The following is a 14,935-nucleotide window of genomic DNA, read 5'->3' as shown; positions in this document are numbered from 1 at the left end:
TGTGGCGAACGCGGACAGCGGCGCGGATGCCGTGCGGCATCCGCCCCTCTGTCAGTCGTGGCTGACGAGCTTGAGACCCACGATGCAGCCGACGAGGCCGAGGATGAGCAGCGTCTTGATGATCGAGAAATCCTCGTCGCCGCTGATCATCGCGTAGACGACCGTGAGCGACGCACCGATGCCCACCCAGACCGCGTACGCGGTGCCGGTCGAGATGTCGCGCATGGCCCACGCGAGCCCGCCCATGCTGGCGACCAGAGCGACGCCGAAGACGACGCTCGGCCAGAGCTTGGTGAAGCCCTCGGACTTGCCGAGCGCGGTCGCCCAGACGGCCTCGAGGACGCCCGAGACGATGAGGATGATCCACGACATGACTGTGCCTCCTGGCCAGTCTTGTCGCTCACCGGGTACTGAACCCTCGTCCGGGGATCCGGTCGGGATCCGCTCTTCAGGCTAACCGAGTGCCCTGGGCAGGGCCTGGGCAGCGGTCACACCAGGAACAGTCCGTCGAGCAGCCCGGGGTTGTGTGCGTGGACGAGCACGAGGAAGACGACGGCGTCGAAGAGCAGGTGCACCGTGACGACGTAGGCGAGTGAGCGGGTCTTGAAGAAGATGAAGCCCTGCAGCAGTGCGAACGGGATCGTCAGCAGGGGCCCCCACTCGCGGTACCCCAGCTCCCACAGGAATGACACGAACACGATCGCCTGCAGGCCGTTGGCCTGCCAGTCCGGGAAGTGCCGCCGCAGCAGCGCGAAGCACGTGCAGATGAAGAACAGCTCATCCCAGATGCCGACCGCGCCCACCCCCACGAACAGCCGCGCGATGAGGTCGGGAGTGTCGACGACCGGCCAGTTCTGGTAGACGCCCGACGTGATGAAGTAGAACGGCAGGATCAGCCATCCGAGGACGAGCACGGCGACCAGCCACGTCCACTGGAACGTCGTCCAGCGCCCGCCACCGCGCCACGGGAACCGGATGGCGTGGTCGCGGTAGACCCAGCGAGAGATGACGTAGGGGACCGCGACCGCTCCCCCGAGGGCGACGGCGAACCGCAGGAACGCGAGATTGTCGAGCTGCGCCTCCAGCGGGATCGCGCTCACGATGAGCAGGCCGATCGCGATCAGCGACAGGTCCCGCACCAGCGAGGGATGGCGGATGCCGGTGGCCGCGGCATCCGGAATCTCCACGCCTTCGGCGCCGGCACTGCCACCGCGCTCGAGGAGCAGGGCGACCAGCAACCCTGCCGCCAGCAGCGACCAGCCCAGCCACGGGATGCGCGCCACGAAGAAGGCGGGCGCGGCCAGGCACACGAGCAGGGCCGGTGCCAGACGCCAGGACCATGCGGGGCGAGCCAGGACCGGGGCGGCTGCGGGGTGTGCGGGCATGCGTGTCGCTGCTTTCGGTCAGTGGGCGTTCGGATCAGTGGTCTAGCGGGTGTGCGATCTCATCCTTGGCCATTCGCGCGACCACATAGGCGATCGCGCCGAGGAAGAGCGGGATGACTCCGGCGGCGATGAAGATCGTCTCGATCGGCACGACCTCCGCGAGCGGTCCCGCGAGAGCCATCGACAGCGGCATGAGGGCGAGCGAGACGAAGAAGTCGAGGCTCGAGATGCGGCCCAGCATGTGCCGTGGCACGCGGCGCTGGAGCAGGGTTCCCCAGATCACGTTCCCGTAGCTGAAGCCGAAGCCGACGAGGAACAGGCACAGCGCCATCAGCCAGTACTCGTGCGTGATGCCGACGACGGCGAACGGCAGCGTGCTGACGCCCCACACGCCGATCATGACGGTGAGGTAGCGGCGGGGCAGTCTCATGGACGACACGACGATCGACCCGATCACTCCCCCGATCCCGTAGATCGCCAGCAGGAATCCGAACCAGCGCGGGTCTTCGCCGATCCGGTCCCGGGTGATGAACGGCAGCAGCACCTCCTCGGGCCCGAGGAAGACGAGCACCCAGCCGGTCGCGAACAGCAGCGTCCACAGCAGCCACGGGGTTCGGACGGTGAAGATGACCGCTTCGCGCAGGTCGTGGAACACGCCCCGCACTCCTTCGGGCGGCTCATGCGCCTCATCGGCATGCGTCTCATCGGCACGCTTCTCATCGGCATGCGTCTCATCGGCACCGACCGGCGGCTCGGGACGGACGAACAGCAGCAGGACGAGCGCCACGGCGTGCGCGGCGACGACACCCCACGCCGCATGCGCCGGAGCCAACACTGCCGCCACGACCATGCCGGCCGCAGCCGGCCCGGCCGCCTGCTGCAAAGCGGGCCGGATCGCTCCCTCGAGTCCGTTGGCGGCCAGCAGCTGGGCGGGGGGCAGGATCCGCGGCAGGATCGCGCTGTAAGCGGGGAAGAAGAACCCGGCGCCGGCGCCCAGCACGAAGGCGACGATCACGAGGTGCGGAATCGTCGCGGCCCCGACCACGCCCGCGACGGCGACGGACGTGATGGCGAGGAGGTTCACGAGTTCGACGAGCCGCAGCAGCAGGCGGCGCGGCACACGGTCGGCCGCGATGCCGCCGGGAATCGCGCACAGCAGCAGACCCACCGCGTTCGCCGCGGCGACGGCCGACAGCTCGACCGGGCCGCCACCGGCGTCGATCACCGTGTAGACCATCACCACGGCCCACATGCCGGCGCCGAAGATCGACAGCACGACCGCGCCGAACAGCATGCGGAAGTCGCGGTGCGCGAGCGGTCGTACGAACCGCCAGCGGTCCCGCGGCGCGGCGGGCTCCGGCATCGGCACCGGTCCCGTCACCGGCCCCGGGACTCCGCTCATGTGCGGTCCGCGCGCCGATACGACAGGTCGCGGATGTCGCGACCCACACGGGCGCCCTTGCGCTCGAACGCGGTGAGCACCCGCCCGTCGAAACGCGGCGCCCAGTCGCCGCCGAAAGCCTCAGCGTAGTCGGGCGCGCTGCCCATGACGGCCCGCATCTGCAGCGCGTAGTCCTCCCAGTCGGTGGCCAGGCGCAGCATCCCGCCGTCCTTGAGGGCTCTCGCCGCGATCGCGGCGAACTCCGGCGTCACGAGGCGCCGCTTGGTGTGCTTCTTCTTGTGCCACGGATCGGGGAAGAAGACCCAGAGCTCGTCGACGGATGCCTCGGGCAGCAGGTGCTGCAGCACCTCGGGTGCGTTCGCCTCGACCAGGCGCAGGTTCTCGGCTCCGGCCCGCTCGGCATCGAGCATGGTACGGGCGAGGCCCGCCCGGAACACCTCGATCGCGAGGAAGTCCGTCCCGGGATTCGACGTCGCCGCGTGGACGATGGCGTGGCCCTGGCCCGAGCCGATCTCGACGACGAGCGGTGCCTCACGGCCCCACACCGCGGCGGGGTCGATCATCGCGCCGGGCCGGATGCTGGTGGCGGCGGAGTCGCGCGGCGCCTCGATGACGTATCGCGGGGCGAGCTCGACCCACGCGCGCTCCTGTGCCTCCGACATCCGTCCGCTCCTGCGTACGAACGACACCGGCCGCTCGCGGAAGCGGCCAGGCTGGGGCGAGGTCGGGGCGGGGTCGGTCACCTCACCAGGCTACGCGGCGGGTCAGACGGGCTCGGTCACGAAGTCGATGAGCTCCTCGACGCGGCCGAGGAAGGCAGGCTCGAGGTCGCGGTACGACTTGACCGATGCGAGGATGCGCTGCCACGCGCGGGCGAGATCGGCCTGATCGCGCGCCGGCCAGCCGAGCGCGCGGCACACGCCGACCTTGAACTCGATGCCACGAGGCACCTCGGGCCAGCGCTCGATGCCGACCGCGCGCGGCGTGACGCACTGCCAGACGTCGATCCACGGGTGGCCGACGATGAGCACATGAGCGCCGTGCGGGCCCCGTGCGACGGCGTCGGCGATGCGGGATTCCTTGGAGTTGGGCACGAGGTGATCGACGAGCACGCCGTACCGGCGCTGCCGCGAGGGCGGCTCCTCGTCGAGCGCGATATCCAGCAGGTCGATGCCCTGCAGGTACTCCACGACGACGCCTTCGGCGCGCAGGTCGTCGCCCCACACGCGCTCGACCAGCTCGGCGTCGTGCCGACCTTCCACGAGGATGCGACTGGCCCGCGCGATGCGGGCACGGGTGTCGGCGGCGGCGAACGATCCTGACGCCGTGCGCCGCGGTCCGGTCTGCGCGGGCGCGGCGGTCGGTGCCACGAGGACGACGTCGCCGCCGTCGACCAGGAAGCCCGGACCGAGCGGAAACATGCGCCGCCGGCCATGACGGTCTTCGAGCTCGACCAGTCCCGACGACACCCCTACGACGGCGCCGCAGTACCCGTCGTCGGCGACCTCGACGACGAGATCGCGGGATGCCGCGACCCGCCGCAGTTCGCGCCGGCCATGGCCCTGCCATCCGGTCGCGAGCACATCGGCACCATAGCGGTCGTTCATCGTCGTCCTCCGGATCGGAAACCCTACCGGCCCGGTTCGACAGATGCCCGCAGCGACCCGCCTCACCGCAAGACCCGGGCGCGGAGCTACGTTCTCGGCGAACACACATCCCCGGGGGCTCGCGCAGGCTACCGTCGTATCACCGCGTCTGAATAGACTCGCGGGAGGGGAACCCGCTTCCCAGAGGGGTGATCGATGCGACGGCGACGGGCTGCAGCGTGGATGGCGGTCGCGGCGGTCGCGGCGACGATCTTCGGCGGTTCGGCCGCGGTGGCGACTCCCCCGGTGGCGCTCGGATCCGGCTATGTGCTCGATGAGGCGGGCGTGCTCTCGTCCGGTGAGGAATCCGCGGCGCAGGGACGCCTGGAACGACTGAAGAGCGAGACCGGCCTGGACCTGTGGGTCGTCTACGTCGACCAGTTCACCGATCCGGCGAGCTCCGCCGACTGGGCGAACCAGACAGCCCAGGACAACGGCCTGGGTGTCACGCAGTATCTCCTCGCGGTGGCCACCGAGGGCCGGCAGTACTACCTCTCCGGCGACTCCGCCGGGCCGCTCACCGAAGAGCAGCTCGGCGCCATCGAACAGGAGCGGATCCAGCCGGCACTCATGCAGGACGACTGGCTGGGCGCCGCGACGGCGGCCGCGGACGGCATCACCGCCGCCGAAGGTGGCGCGTCGGGCGGGAATGAGCCCGGCGCCGCGGGCGGTGCTTCGTGGCTGACCTGGCTGCTCGTCGTCGTCGTGGTGATCGTGGGCATCGTGCTGCTCGTGATGTTCCTGCGGCGCCGGCGCAAGACCGGGTCCGTCGCGGCCGGCCCTGCCGGCGCTCCGCTGCTGAGCATCGAAGAGCTGGAGCGGCGCGCAGCCTCGCTGCTGGTCGAGACCGACGATGCTCTCAAGACGAGCGCCCAGGAGCTGGGGTTCGCCCGAGCGCAGTTCGGCGACGCGGCGACCGCCGAGTTCGAGACCGCCCTCGCGACCGCGCGGCAGAGCCTCGACGAGGCCTTCTCGCTCAAGCAGCAGCTCGACGACGCGACCCCGGATGCCGAAGCCGACACCCGCGCATGGAACGAGCGGATCATCGCGCTCTGCGAGGCGGCCAACGCCCTGCTCGATGAGAAGGCTGCCGCGTTCGACGAGCTGCGCAAGCTCGAGCAGAACGCCCCCGAAGCGCTCGCACGCGTCCACGAGGAGCGCGCCAAGGCGGGCGAGGCGCTCGACGAGGCGGCGCGGCGCCTGCAGGCTCTGCAGTCGTCGTACGCAGTCGAAGCACTGGCCACGGTCGCCGACAACCCCGAACAGGCTCGCCAGCGGCTCGCCTTCGCCGACGAGCAACTCGCTGCCGCGCAGACCGCCATCGGCGCGGGCAACGGAGGACAGGCGGCCGTCGGCATCCGCGCCGCCGAGGAGGCCGTCGGCCAGGCCGAGCTGCTCGAGAAGGCGATCGACAAGCTCGCGACCGACCTGGCCGAAGGCGAGCGCAGCGCTACCGCGCTGGTCGCCGAGCTCGAGAGCGACATCGCCGCGGCATCCGCGCTCCCCGATCCCGACGGTCGCGTCGCCGGCGTCATCGCCGCGACCCGGCAGCAGCTCGAAGCCGCTCGCGCGCACCTCACCGGCGCGGCGAAGCGACCCCTCGTCGCACTGCAGAACCTCGAGGCGGCGAACACGCAGATCGACGCGCTCACGCAGGGCGTGCGGGATGCCGAGGCCAAAGCACAGCGCGCACGCCAGATGGTCGGCCAGGTCATCCTCCAGGCGCAGGCGCAGGTGTCGACGGCGGAGGACTACATCACGGCGCGGCGCGGCGCGGTCGGCGCCGAGGCGCGGACCCGGCTCGCCGAGGCCGGCGCCTCGCTGGCCCGCGCGCAGGCGATGCAGCAGGGCGACCCCGAGCAGGCGATGCAGCACGCGCAGCGTGCCGACCAGCTCGCCGGGCTCGCGATCCAGCTCGCCCAGGGCGATGTCGGCGCGTTCGGCGGCGCCGGGGGCGGCGGCATGTTCGGCGGGGGCCAGTCGTCGGGCGGCGGTGGCATGCTGGGTGCCGTGCTCGGCGGAATCGTCTTGAACTCCATGCTCGGCGGCGGACGCTCGTCCGGCGGATCGGGCGGCCTCGGCGGCATGTTCGGCGGCGGTTCGTCCGGTGGCGGCGGCTTCCGTCCCGGCAGCTTCGGCGGCGGCGGCACACGCGCCCGACGTGGAGGTGGTCGCTTCTGAGCCTGCGTGCACGACGAGGCGCACACGCCCCGGACCATCCCGCCGCGCAGGCCGCGGCATCCTGAACCCGAACACCACGACTCTGTCCGACAAGGAAGGAAATACGATGGCGAAGCAGTCCATCTTCGGTCGCATCTCGACCCTCATGAAGGCGAACATCAATGCGCTCCTCGACTCTGCCGAGGACCCGCAGAAGATGCTCGACCAGCTGGTCCGCGACTACACCAACTCGATCGCCGACGCCGAGTCGGCGATCGCCGAGACGATCGGCAACCTGCGCCTGCTCGAGCGCGACCACCAGGAAGACATCCAGGCGGCGAGCGAGTGGGGCAGCAAGGCTCTCGCCGCCAGCCGCAAGGCCGACGAGCTGCGGACAGCCGGCAACACGACCGACGCCGACAAGTTCGACAATCTCGCGAAGATCGCGCTGCAGCGCCAGATCAGCGAGGAGAACGAGGCCAAGGCGATCGCGCCGACCATCGCCGCGCAGAACGAGGTCGTCGACAAGCTCAAGGACGGCCTCAACGGCATGAAGCAGAAGCTCGAACAGCTCAAGTCCAAGCGGACAGAGCTGCTCGCGCGTTCCAAGGTCGCCGAGGCGCAGACCAAGGTGCACGACGCCGTCCGGTCGATCGACGTACTCGATCCGACCAGCGAGCTCGGGCGCTTCGAGGACAAGGTTCGCCGGCAGGAGGCACTGGCCACCGGCAAGCAGGAGCTGGCGGCGTCGTCTCTGGACGCGCAGTTCAACCAGCTCGAGGACGTGGGCGAGCTCACCGAGGTCGAGGCGCGGCTGGCCGCGCTGAAGACCGGCGGCACGCCGCAGGCGGCGATCGGCAACTGAGCCGGGCGCGAACAGCGTCGGGGCGTCGCGTCTTCGGACGCGGCGCCCCGACGCGTTCCGCGGCGGGTCGGCGTACGGGAGGATGAGGGAATGACGCGATACCTGGTGGTGCCGCAGTGGCAGGGCAGTCCCTCGTCGCGCGCGATGCAGCTGATCGACGGGGCACAGGCGATCGCCGGCGATCTGCCCCGGTCGGCCACGACGATCCTCGACGTGCCGATGGAGGCCGGCGAAGGGCTCGGCAGCGGCATCCACCGCCTCAGCGCGCTGCAGCGCGTGCGCTCTCTCGTCGCCGACGCTCTGGACGGTCACGACGAGCCGGTGCTCACGATCGGCGGCGACTGCGGCATCGCACTCGCGCCGATCGCTCACGCCGCGCGCCGCACACCAGGCCTCGCCGTGGTGTGGATCGACGCCCACCCCGACCTCAACTCGCCCGAGTCCTCCCCCTCCGGAGCGTTCGCGGGCATGGTGCTGCGCGCCGTGCTCGGTGAAGGCGACTCCGGACTGCTGCTCGAGACGGGCACCGTGGCATCCGACCGCGTCGTGATCGGCGCGGCGCGGTCGTACGACGAGGCCGAACTCGAGGCGGTCGCGAACCTCGGCATCGCGGCGCTCACCGTCGAGGCGCTGCGTGACCCGGATGCCCTCGCCGCCGCCGTGGTCGCCACCGGTGCCGACGCGGTGTACATCCACATCGACATCGACGCGCTGGACCCCGCCGAGATCGCCGGCAACGCGCACCCCGAGCCCTTCGGCATCACCGTGTCGGAACTCACGGCCGCGATCGGGCGGCTGCGGGCGGTCCTGCCTCTCGCGGGCGCGTCACTGGCCGGCTACTCCCCTGCCTCCTCAGCATCGGCCACGGACGACCTCGGTGCGATCCTGCGCGTCGTCGGGGCGCTGGCGTGAGTCCGCGCCCGGCGCCACCGACGGGCTGGCGCGCGGTCGCCGAGCAGCGGGTCGACCGCGGCCGGCGACTCGACCGGCTGATCCCGTCGTTCTTCCTGGACTCGCCGATCAGCCGCGTCGGGTACTGGTACGGCTGCACCGTGGGGTGGGTGTGGGGTTCGCTGTGGAGCACCGGACGCGTCGAGAAGCGCGAAGGGCTGTGGGTCTTCCGAGGGATGCCGGAATGGACCTTCCCACGCGGCGGCGTCTGCGTCGGCGGATGCTTCCTCACCGGCGACGCGCGGATCTCACGCGCGCTGCTGCGCCATGAAGCCGTCCACAAGCGGCAGTGGCAGCGCTACGGATTCCTCATGCCGCTGCTCTATCTGCTTGCGGGACGCAACCCCCTGCGCAATCGCTTCGAGATCGAGGCCGGCCTCGAGGACGGCAATTACGTGCCTCGCGGCACCGTCTGATCCTGCATTGCGCGCCCCACCCGCAGGACCTGGCGGCCGAGAGCGATCACGACGGCGAGCGGGAAGACGATCCAGAACAGGTTCGGCAGCACCGCGACCATGAGGAACCCCGTGATGTCGCCGCGCTCCAGCGACTGACGGGTCATCTCCAGGCCGCTGGAGGCCTCGACGAGGAAGTAGATGACGGTCTTCCAGAACGTCGCAACGGTCACGATCAGGCCGACCACGACGCCCGACCAGCGCCTCGCGTGCAGCAGCGCCCACACGATCACGACGACCTCCACGAGGTTCGCCCAGCTCTGGGCGCTGCCGAAGGCGTCGAACTGTCCGTACCGGTGGTCGAAGGTGCCGTAGAACACGTGACCTGGCCACAGCGCCTCGAGCGGGCCGCCTGCGTGCGAGAGCGGACCGAGCAGGACGTAGCAGGCGTCGTAGGTCTGGATGACGGCCGAGATCGTGAGCCACACGATGACCCACGTCGGCATGCGCAGGTCGCGGGGATCGACGACGGACTTCGGCGAGAGGGCAGCGGACTGCGTCATGGGCATGACTGTACCGATCGCGGCGGTCGAAGCCGCGGATCGACTCGGGTCCGGCGTGCGGGCCGCAGAGGCTCAGTGCGTGACAGTCAGTCCGTACTGCTCGGGTGCGTGGATCGCGTCCCGTCGGATGCCCATCTCGACGAGGTGATCGAAGATGTCGGCGGTGCCGAGGAAACCACCCAGCAGGTGGATCCGCGTCTCATCGTCCTCGGTGCACAGCATCTCGTCGGCCCACGCCGTCACTGCGCGCGAGAGCGCCTCACCCGACGCGCAGCCGCGGCCGGTGCCGGGAGCACCGCTGCGCAGCGAGCGGTCGAGCCACGTCACCACCATGCGACTGGGGGCGGTGATCTCGCCCTGCCACGAGGCATCCGGAATCTCGATGAACACCCGGCCCGTCGAGCAGATGGGCAGCGTCGCCAGCATCGCCTCGAGCTCGGCCAGCGAGGTCTCGTCGGCGGTGATCAACTGCTGCACGCGCGTGTGACGCGACGAACGACAGGCGGATGCGCTGTGCTCGACCTTCTGGTGCTCGGTGATGTGGGCCATGACGGTTCCACTATACCCGCAATGAAGGGTTGCCTTACCTCAGCGTCACAGAACGGAACGACCGACGCGGTTCACAGCTCGCGCAGCAGCACGCGTCGCAGCTCGACAAGCTCGTCGTCGGCGAGACCGTGCGCGCGCAGATAGTCCGCTGCCGATCCGTACCGGTCGGCCACGCCGTCCAGGAGCGCGCGCATCACCGGCGCCGGCGACCTCGTCGCGAGATCTTCGAGATGCACCGCCTCCGGATGCATCGATCGGAGCAGCTCGACGATGCGACGATTCCGCGCCTGCGGCAGGAGCCCTTCGGTGCGCGCATAGTCCGCCACGACGGCTTCGGGGTCGACTCCGGCCGCAGCGAGGGTGAGGGCGACGGTGACGCCCGTGCGGTCCTTGCCCACCGTGCAGTGGACCAGGACCGGCTGGTCGGCGAGGATGCCCCGCACGACCTCGACGACGCCCGCCGACGAGTCCTCGATGAGCCGGCGATACATCTCGTCCAGGCTGATGTCGTCGCGGAAGAACGATTCGACCGAGCCGAGGAAGAGCGGCACGCGCTGCGTCACGACCTCGATGCCGTCGATCCGGCTCGGTTCGTACCGCACCTCGTCGTCGGCGCGCAGGTCGATGATGCGCCGAAGCCGCAAGTCGGCGAGCGCGCGGGTCCCGTCGGCGTCGAGCCGCGCGAGGTTGCCCGACCGGTACAGCACACCGTGGCGCGTGACCGCTGGGCCCGCGGGCAGCCCGCCCACGTCGCGCAAGTTGACCGCGCCCGAGACCACCGGGTCGCCCGGCGGACCGCCCGGCCCGGAGAGGTCGGTCACCAGGCGGCGCCCGATGCCGCGTCGCGGTCCTCGCCGGCGAGATCGTCGCGCGGCGGCACGCTGTACCGACCGGCGATCGCGATGCGGTTGAACGAGTTGATGGCGACGAGGATCCAGCTGAGCGCGACGTACTCCTGCTCGCTCAGCACTCCGCCGACGTGGTCGTACACCTCGTCGGACACCCCTTCGTCGTGGATGTAGACGTACGCCTCGGCAAGCTCCAGGCCCGCACGTTCGCGGTCGGAGAAGACGCCGGAATCGCGCCAGACCGGGATCTGCGCGAGGACGTCCGGCGTGACGCCGGCCGCGGTGGCCCGCTCGACGTGCACACGGACGCAGTACGCGCAGCCGTTGAGCTGCGAGGTGTGGATCTGCACGATCTCTTTGAGCCGGTCATCGACGCCGTTCGCAGCGGCGAGCTCGCCCACGGTCTTCGACACGGCCGCGAGTGCCTTGTACGCCGGGGGCGCCGATCGCGACAGATGCACGCGGTGTTCTTCCGTCATGGCGCCAGACTACCCACGGTGACGCCGGTCCGGGTCGTGCGGGAGGTGCGGCACAATGAGCGGGTGAGCGAACCCATCGACGAGTTCTCCTTCCTCCCCGATCAGGCATCCGAAGCCGGCATCGACCGGTCCGTGCCGCACGGTGAGCGACTGGCGCTGCACCTCCCCGACGGACGGACCCTGAGCGCTCTGCGCTACACGCCCGCTGATGCGCCGGAAGCGGCTCCTGTGGTGACGTTCCTGCACGGCGCGGGCCTCAACGCCCACACGTGGGACACCACGATCCTCGGTCTCGGACTGCCGGCGCTGGCGATCGACCTGCCCGGCCACGGCGACTCGTCGTGGCGGGACGACGCCGCGTATGTCGGCCGCGTGATGGCGCCCGACATCGCCGCCGGGATGGATGCCTGGACCTCGGCGCCGCAGGTGCTCGTCGGGCAGTCGCTCGGCGGACTGACCGCCGCGGCGGTGGCGGCGTCGCGCCCGGATCTCGTGCATGAGCTCGTCGTCATCGACATCACGCCCGGCCTCGACTCCAACGCCGGGCCGTCGCAGATCCGCGACTTCTTCGCCGGTCCGGTCGACTGGGCGTCCCGCGACGAGCTCGTCGACCGCGCCCTCGCATTCGGCCTCGGCGGCGGCACGCGACGCAAGGCCGAACGGGGTGTGTTCTTCAACTCCCGGATCCGTCCCGACGGCCGGGTCGAATGGAAGCATCACTTCGCTCGCCTGGCCAATGCGATGGCGGATGCCGGTGCCCACGCCCCGACCGGACCGCCCGCGCCGTCCGACGCGGTCTCGGCCGTCCTGGGCGAGACGGGCTGGGAGGACCTCGCCGCCGTGACCGCGCCCACGACCCTGATCCGCGGCGAGCGCGGCTACGTCACGGACGACGACGCCGAGGAGTTCGCGCGACGTGTGCCGGGTGCGTCCATCGTCGCCGTCCCGGCCGGACACAACGTGCAGGAGGAGATCCCCCTCGAGCTCGGCGAGCGTCTGCGCACCCTGGCGACCGCGCGGGGCCGGTCATGACAGGAACGCGCCGACCCACGCGCAAGCACGGACTAACGCTTCTATTGCGTTCTGCGTAGCGCGGGCCCGCACCCCGTCGCGATATCCCTAGGCTGGACTATCGCACCGGCCACGGCGATTCCCCATCGTGTGCGCCCGTTCCTGCGCAGTCCACCGGATCCGTTCGAAAGGACCTCCATGCTCCGTCGCACCGTTCTCGCCGCGACCTCTCTGCTCGCCGCCGGCGTCCTCGCCCTGACCGCCTGCAGCGGCGGGAGCGAGCCGAGTGCGCCCGCTGCGACGGGCGAGCCGGACCCCGACGCGTCGGTCGCGATCCGGCTGGTGCTCGAGCCCAGCAACCTCGACATCCGGCAGACCGCCGGTGCCGCGCTGGACCAGATCCTGGTCGACAACATCTACCAGGGCCTCGTCGCGCGCACCCCCGAGCAGGACATCGTGCCGGCTCTCGCGAGCGACTGGACCGTCTCCCCCGACGGCCTGACGTACACGTTCACGGTGCGTGAGGGCGTCACCTTCCATGACGGGCAGCCACTGACGCCGCAGGACGTGGTGTGGTCGCTCACCACCCGGAAGAACACGCCGGAGTGGCGTGATTCCGCACGTCTGGCGAACGTCGCCACGATCGCCGCCGACGGCCAGGACGTCGTCCTCACCCTCGCGGAGCCCGACTCGAGCCTGCTGTGGAACCTGACCGGCCGTGCCGGGATCATCCTGAAAGAGGGCGACACCGTCGACTACCAGACGGCCGCGAACGGCACCGGACCGTTCGTGCTCGACGACTGGCGCGAGGGCGACAGCATCGTCTTCGTCCGCAACGAGGCCTATTGGGGCGACACCGCCGGCGTGGCCGAGGTGGTCTTCGACTACATCCCCGACAACCAGGCAGCCCTCAACGCGGCGCTGGCCGGCGAGATCGACGTGGTGACCGGCTTCGATGCGACCCTGAAGGAGCAGGTCGAAGAGACCGGCGATTTCGCGCTCGTGCTCGGCCAGTCCACCGACAAGGGCACCCTCGCCTTCAACCAGACCTCCGGCCCCCTCGCCGATCAGCGGGTGCGTCAGGCGATCCGCCAGGCCATCGACCACGACGCGTTCGTCGAGGCGCTCGGCGCCGGGCAGACCCAGTACGGGCCCATCCCCGAGCTCGACCCGGGTTACGAGGATCTCGCCGACGTCGCCCCGTACGACCCCGAGGCGGCACGCGCGCTCCTCGAAGAGGCCGGCGAAGAGGATCTGGAGCTCACCCTCACGATCCCCAACTTCTACCCCACGACGATTCCGCAGATCCTCGTCTCGGATCTCAACGAGGTCGGGATCACACTCGAGGTCGAGTCCGTCGACTTCCCGACGTGGCTCAACGACGTCTACACCAACCGGGACTACGACCTGAGCTTCGTGCTGCACACCGAAGCACGCGACTTCGAGAACTGGGCGAACCCGGAGTACTACTTCACCTACGACAACCCCGAGGTGCAGGACCTGTACGCGCAGTCACTGGCAGCGACCGACGAGTCCGAAGCCGCCGACCTCCTCGCCGAGGCCGCGCAGCTGGTGTCGGAGGACGCCGCGGCCGACTGGCTGTACAACGGCGCCTCGGTCGTCGCGGTCGGCACTAACATCTCGGGTATGCCCTCGATCAACGTGAACGAGCGCCTGAACCTCGCCGAGATCGCCAAGAGCAACGGGTGATCCGGTACACGCTGACCCGATTCGCCCTGCTTCTGCTCGGGCTGTTCGTCGCCAGCGTGGTGATCTTCCTGACTCTCCGGGTCCTCCCCGGCGACATCGCCCAGTTGATCGCCGGGGTCAACAGCACGCCGGAACAGCTCGCCGCGGTCCGGGAGCGGCTCGGCCTGGATCGTCCGCTTCCCGAGCAGTACTTCGAGTGGATCGGCGGCGTGCTGCGCGGAGACCTCGGCACCTCCCTGCTGACCGGGTCGCGCGTGGTGGACGAGCTCGCCGAGAAGGCCGAGGTGACCGTGCCCCTCGGCATCCTCTCCCTCCTCATCGCGGTGCTGATCAGCGTGCCGCTCGGGGTGCTCTCGGCGCTGCGCCGCGGCCGCGCCGACGGCACGGCCCTGAGCGTGGGGGCGCAGACCCTCGCCGCAGTGCCCGTCGTGTGGGCGGGCATGATGCTCGTCGTCGTGTTCGCGGTGTGGCTCGGATGGCTGCCGGCCCAGGGGTTCCCCCGCGCAGGCTGGCAGGAGCCGTGGGCCGCGCTGCGATCGCTGCTGCTGCCGGCACTGACGATCGGGATCGTCGAGGGCGCGATGCTGCTGCGCTTCGTGCGCAGTGCGACGCTGCAGGCCGTCGGGCAGGACTTCGTCCGCACGGCCGCGGCGAAGGGCCTCACGCGCGACTCGGCTCTCATCCGGCACGGTCTGCCGGTCGTCGGACTGTCGATCATCACGGTGCTCGGCCTGCAGGTCGCGGGCATCATCGTCGGTGCCGTCGTGATCGAGCAGCTCTTCTCGCTGCCCGGCATCGGCCGCATGCTCGTCGCCGACGTGAGCGCGCGCGACCTGCCGAAGGTGCAGGGCGAACTGCTCGCGCTGACGGCGTTCGTGCTGATCGTCGGCTTCGTCGTCGACCTGGTGCATCGCGTCATCGACCCCCGGCAGCGGGAAGCGGCATGACCGGCCCGGAGGGATCGGCACAGA

At 70.4% G+C, this 14,935-nt stretch carries 16 protein-coding genes and 1 riboswitch; of the genes, 7 read left to right on the top strand and 9 right to left on the bottom strand.

Annotation, left to right across the window (positions count from 1 at the left end; all coding sequences use genetic code 11):
• Positions 1-51: 51 nt before the first annotated feature.
• From ACLKM7_RS14535 to ACLKM7_RS14515, 5 genes are all read right to left on the bottom strand, one after another.
• Positions 52-372, bottom strand: coding sequence for a DMT family transporter (locus ACLKM7_RS14535; protein ID WP_436447871.1), 321 nt, complete (start codon positions 370-372; stop codon positions 52-54).
• A gap of 10 nt (positions 373-382) precedes the next feature.
• A riboswitch (guanidine-III (ykkC-III) riboswitch) is annotated at positions 383-447 on the bottom strand.
• 41 nt (positions 448-488) lie between these two features.
• Complete coding sequence (locus ACLKM7_RS14530; protein ID WP_436447870.1) at positions 489-1,385, bottom strand: CPBP family intramembrane glutamic endopeptidase; 897 nt, start codon at positions 1,383-1,385, stop codon at positions 489-491.
• 34 nt (positions 1,386-1,419) lie between these two features.
• The gene (locus tag ACLKM7_RS14525) at positions 1,420-2,748 is read right to left on the bottom strand and encodes an MFS transporter (protein ID WP_436448051.1); all 1,329 of its coding nucleotides are present in this window, start codon (positions 2,746-2,748) and stop codon (positions 1,420-1,422) included.
• A 35-nt stretch (positions 2,749-2,783) separates the two neighbouring features.
• Complete coding sequence (trmB, locus tag ACLKM7_RS14520; protein ID WP_436447869.1) at positions 2,784-3,530, bottom strand: tRNA (guanosine(46)-N7)-methyltransferase TrmB; 747 nt, start codon at positions 3,528-3,530, stop codon at positions 2,784-2,786.
• A 21-nt stretch (positions 3,531-3,551) separates the two neighbouring features.
• On the bottom strand, positions 3,552-4,394 hold the full coding sequence (locus ACLKM7_RS14515; protein WP_436447868.1) for a DUF3097 domain-containing protein: 843 nt from the start codon (positions 4,392-4,394) through the stop codon (positions 3,552-3,554).
• Positions 4,395-4,589: 195 nt separating this feature from the next.
• Here ACLKM7_RS14515 and ACLKM7_RS14510 point away from each other — a divergent pair, with 195 nt between their 5' ends.
• The 4 genes from ACLKM7_RS14510 (at position 4,590) to ACLKM7_RS14495 (ending at position 8,825) form a co-directional block, all read left to right on the top strand.
• Entirely contained in the window at positions 4,590-6,614 is a 2,025-nt protein-coding gene (locus ACLKM7_RS14510) for a TPM domain-containing protein (protein ID WP_436447867.1), read from the top strand.
• 106 nt (positions 6,615-6,720) lie between these two features.
• Positions 6,721-7,458, top strand: a complete 738-nt coding sequence (locus ACLKM7_RS14505) for a PspA/IM30 family protein (protein WP_436447866.1) — start codon at positions 6,721-6,723, stop codon at positions 7,456-7,458.
• 90 nt (positions 7,459-7,548) lie between these two features.
• The gene (locus tag ACLKM7_RS14500) at positions 7,549-8,370 is read left to right on the top strand and encodes an arginase family protein (RefSeq protein WP_436447865.1); all 822 of its coding nucleotides are present in this window, start codon (positions 7,549-7,551) and stop codon (positions 8,368-8,370) included.
• On the top strand, positions 8,367-8,825 hold the full coding sequence (locus tag ACLKM7_RS14495; RefSeq protein ID WP_436447864.1) for a Fe-S oxidoreductase: 459 nt from the start codon (positions 8,367-8,369) through the stop codon (positions 8,823-8,825). Before ACLKM7_RS14500 ends, ACLKM7_RS14495 begins: the two co-directional genes overlap by 4 nt.
• Here ACLKM7_RS14495 and ACLKM7_RS14490 read toward each other — a convergent pair.
• From ACLKM7_RS14490 to ACLKM7_RS14475, 4 genes are all read right to left on the bottom strand, one after another.
• The gene (locus tag ACLKM7_RS14490; protein WP_436447863.1) at positions 8,801-9,367 is read right to left on the bottom strand and encodes a hypothetical protein; all 567 of its coding nucleotides are present in this window, start codon (positions 9,365-9,367) and stop codon (positions 8,801-8,803) included. The genes ACLKM7_RS14495 and ACLKM7_RS14490 overlap by 25 nt on opposite strands.
• 72 nt (positions 9,368-9,439) lie before the next feature.
• The gene (locus tag ACLKM7_RS14485; RefSeq protein WP_436447862.1) at positions 9,440-9,916 is read right to left on the bottom strand and encodes an SIP domain-containing protein; all 477 of its coding nucleotides are present in this window, start codon (positions 9,914-9,916) and stop codon (positions 9,440-9,442) included.
• A gap of 71 nt (positions 9,917-9,987) precedes the next feature.
• Entirely contained in the window at positions 9,988-10,737 is a 750-nt protein-coding gene (locus ACLKM7_RS14480; protein ID WP_436447861.1) for a tyrosine-protein phosphatase, read from the bottom strand.
• A complete protein-coding gene (locus ACLKM7_RS14475; protein ID WP_436447860.1) occupies positions 10,734-11,243 on the bottom strand; it encodes a carboxymuconolactone decarboxylase family protein in 510 nt (169 codons plus the stop codon). Before ACLKM7_RS14475 ends, ACLKM7_RS14480 begins: the two co-directional genes overlap by 4 nt.
• 63 nt (positions 11,244-11,306) lie before the next feature.
• Here ACLKM7_RS14475 and ACLKM7_RS14470 point away from each other — a divergent pair, with 63 nt between their 5' ends.
• The 3 genes from ACLKM7_RS14470 to ACLKM7_RS14460 all read left to right on the top strand — a co-directional run bounded on the left by ACLKM7_RS14470 (position 11,307) and on the right by ACLKM7_RS14460 (position 14,911).
• Complete coding sequence (locus tag ACLKM7_RS14470) at positions 11,307-12,275, top strand: alpha/beta fold hydrolase (protein ID WP_436447859.1); 969 nt, start codon at positions 11,307-11,309, stop codon at positions 12,273-12,275.
• Positions 12,276-12,452: 177 nt separating this feature from the next.
• The gene (locus tag ACLKM7_RS14465) at positions 12,453-13,964 is read left to right on the top strand and encodes an ABC transporter substrate-binding protein (RefSeq protein WP_436447858.1); all 1,512 of its coding nucleotides are present in this window, start codon (positions 12,453-12,455) and stop codon (positions 13,962-13,964) included.
• Positions 13,961-14,911, top strand: coding sequence for an ABC transporter permease (locus tag ACLKM7_RS14460; protein WP_436447857.1), 951 nt, complete (start codon positions 13,961-13,963; stop codon positions 14,909-14,911). The genes ACLKM7_RS14465 and ACLKM7_RS14460 overlap by 4 nt, the downstream gene beginning before the upstream one ends.
• Positions 14,912-14,935: the final 24 nt, after the last annotated feature.

This window comes from Microbacterium sp. I2 (assembly GCF_051364985.1).
Taxonomy (GTDB): Bacteria; Actinomycetota; Actinomycetes; order Actinomycetales; family Microbacteriaceae; genus Microbacterium.
Note: the sequence above shows the minus strand (reverse complement) of the source record. Positions and strands in the feature narration are given on the sequence as shown.

Coding starts and splice junctions, on each gene's coding strand:
- ACLKM7_RS14535 (WP_436447871.1), bottom strand. CDS start 372: ATGTCGTGGATCATCCTCATCGTCTCGGGCGTCCTCGAGGCCGTCTGG.
- ACLKM7_RS14530 (WP_436447870.1), bottom strand. CDS start 1,385: ATGCCCGCACACCCCGCAGCCGCCCCGGTCCTGGCTCGCCCCGCATGG.
- ACLKM7_RS14525 (WP_436448051.1), bottom strand. CDS start 2,748: ATGCCGGAGCCCGCCGCGCCGCGGGACCGCTGGCGGTTCGTACGACCG.
- ACLKM7_RS14515 (WP_436447868.1), bottom strand. CDS start 4,394: ATGAACGACCGCTATGGTGCCGATGTGCTCGCGACCGGATGGCAGGGC.
- ACLKM7_RS14510 (WP_436447867.1), top strand. CDS start 4,590: ATGCGACGGCGACGGGCTGCAGCGTGGATGGCGGTCGCGGCGGTCGCG.
- ACLKM7_RS14505 (WP_436447866.1), top strand. CDS start 6,721: ATGGCGAAGCAGTCCATCTTCGGTCGCATCTCGACCCTCATGAAGGCG.
- ACLKM7_RS14500 (WP_436447865.1), top strand. CDS start 7,549: ATGACGCGATACCTGGTGGTGCCGCAGTGGCAGGGCAGTCCCTCGTCG.
- ACLKM7_RS14490 (WP_436447863.1), bottom strand. CDS start 9,367: ATGACGCAGTCCGCTGCCCTCTCGCCGAAGTCCGTCGTCGATCCCCGC.
- ACLKM7_RS14485 (WP_436447862.1), bottom strand. CDS start 9,916: ATGGCCCACATCACCGAGCACCAGAAGGTCGAGCACAGCGCATCCGCC.
- ACLKM7_RS14475 (WP_436447860.1), bottom strand. CDS start 11,243: ATGACGGAAGAACACCGCGTGCATCTGTCGCGATCGGCGCCCCCGGCG.
- ACLKM7_RS14465 (WP_436447858.1), top strand. CDS start 12,453: ATGCTCCGTCGCACCGTTCTCGCCGCGACCTCTCTGCTCGCCGCCGGC.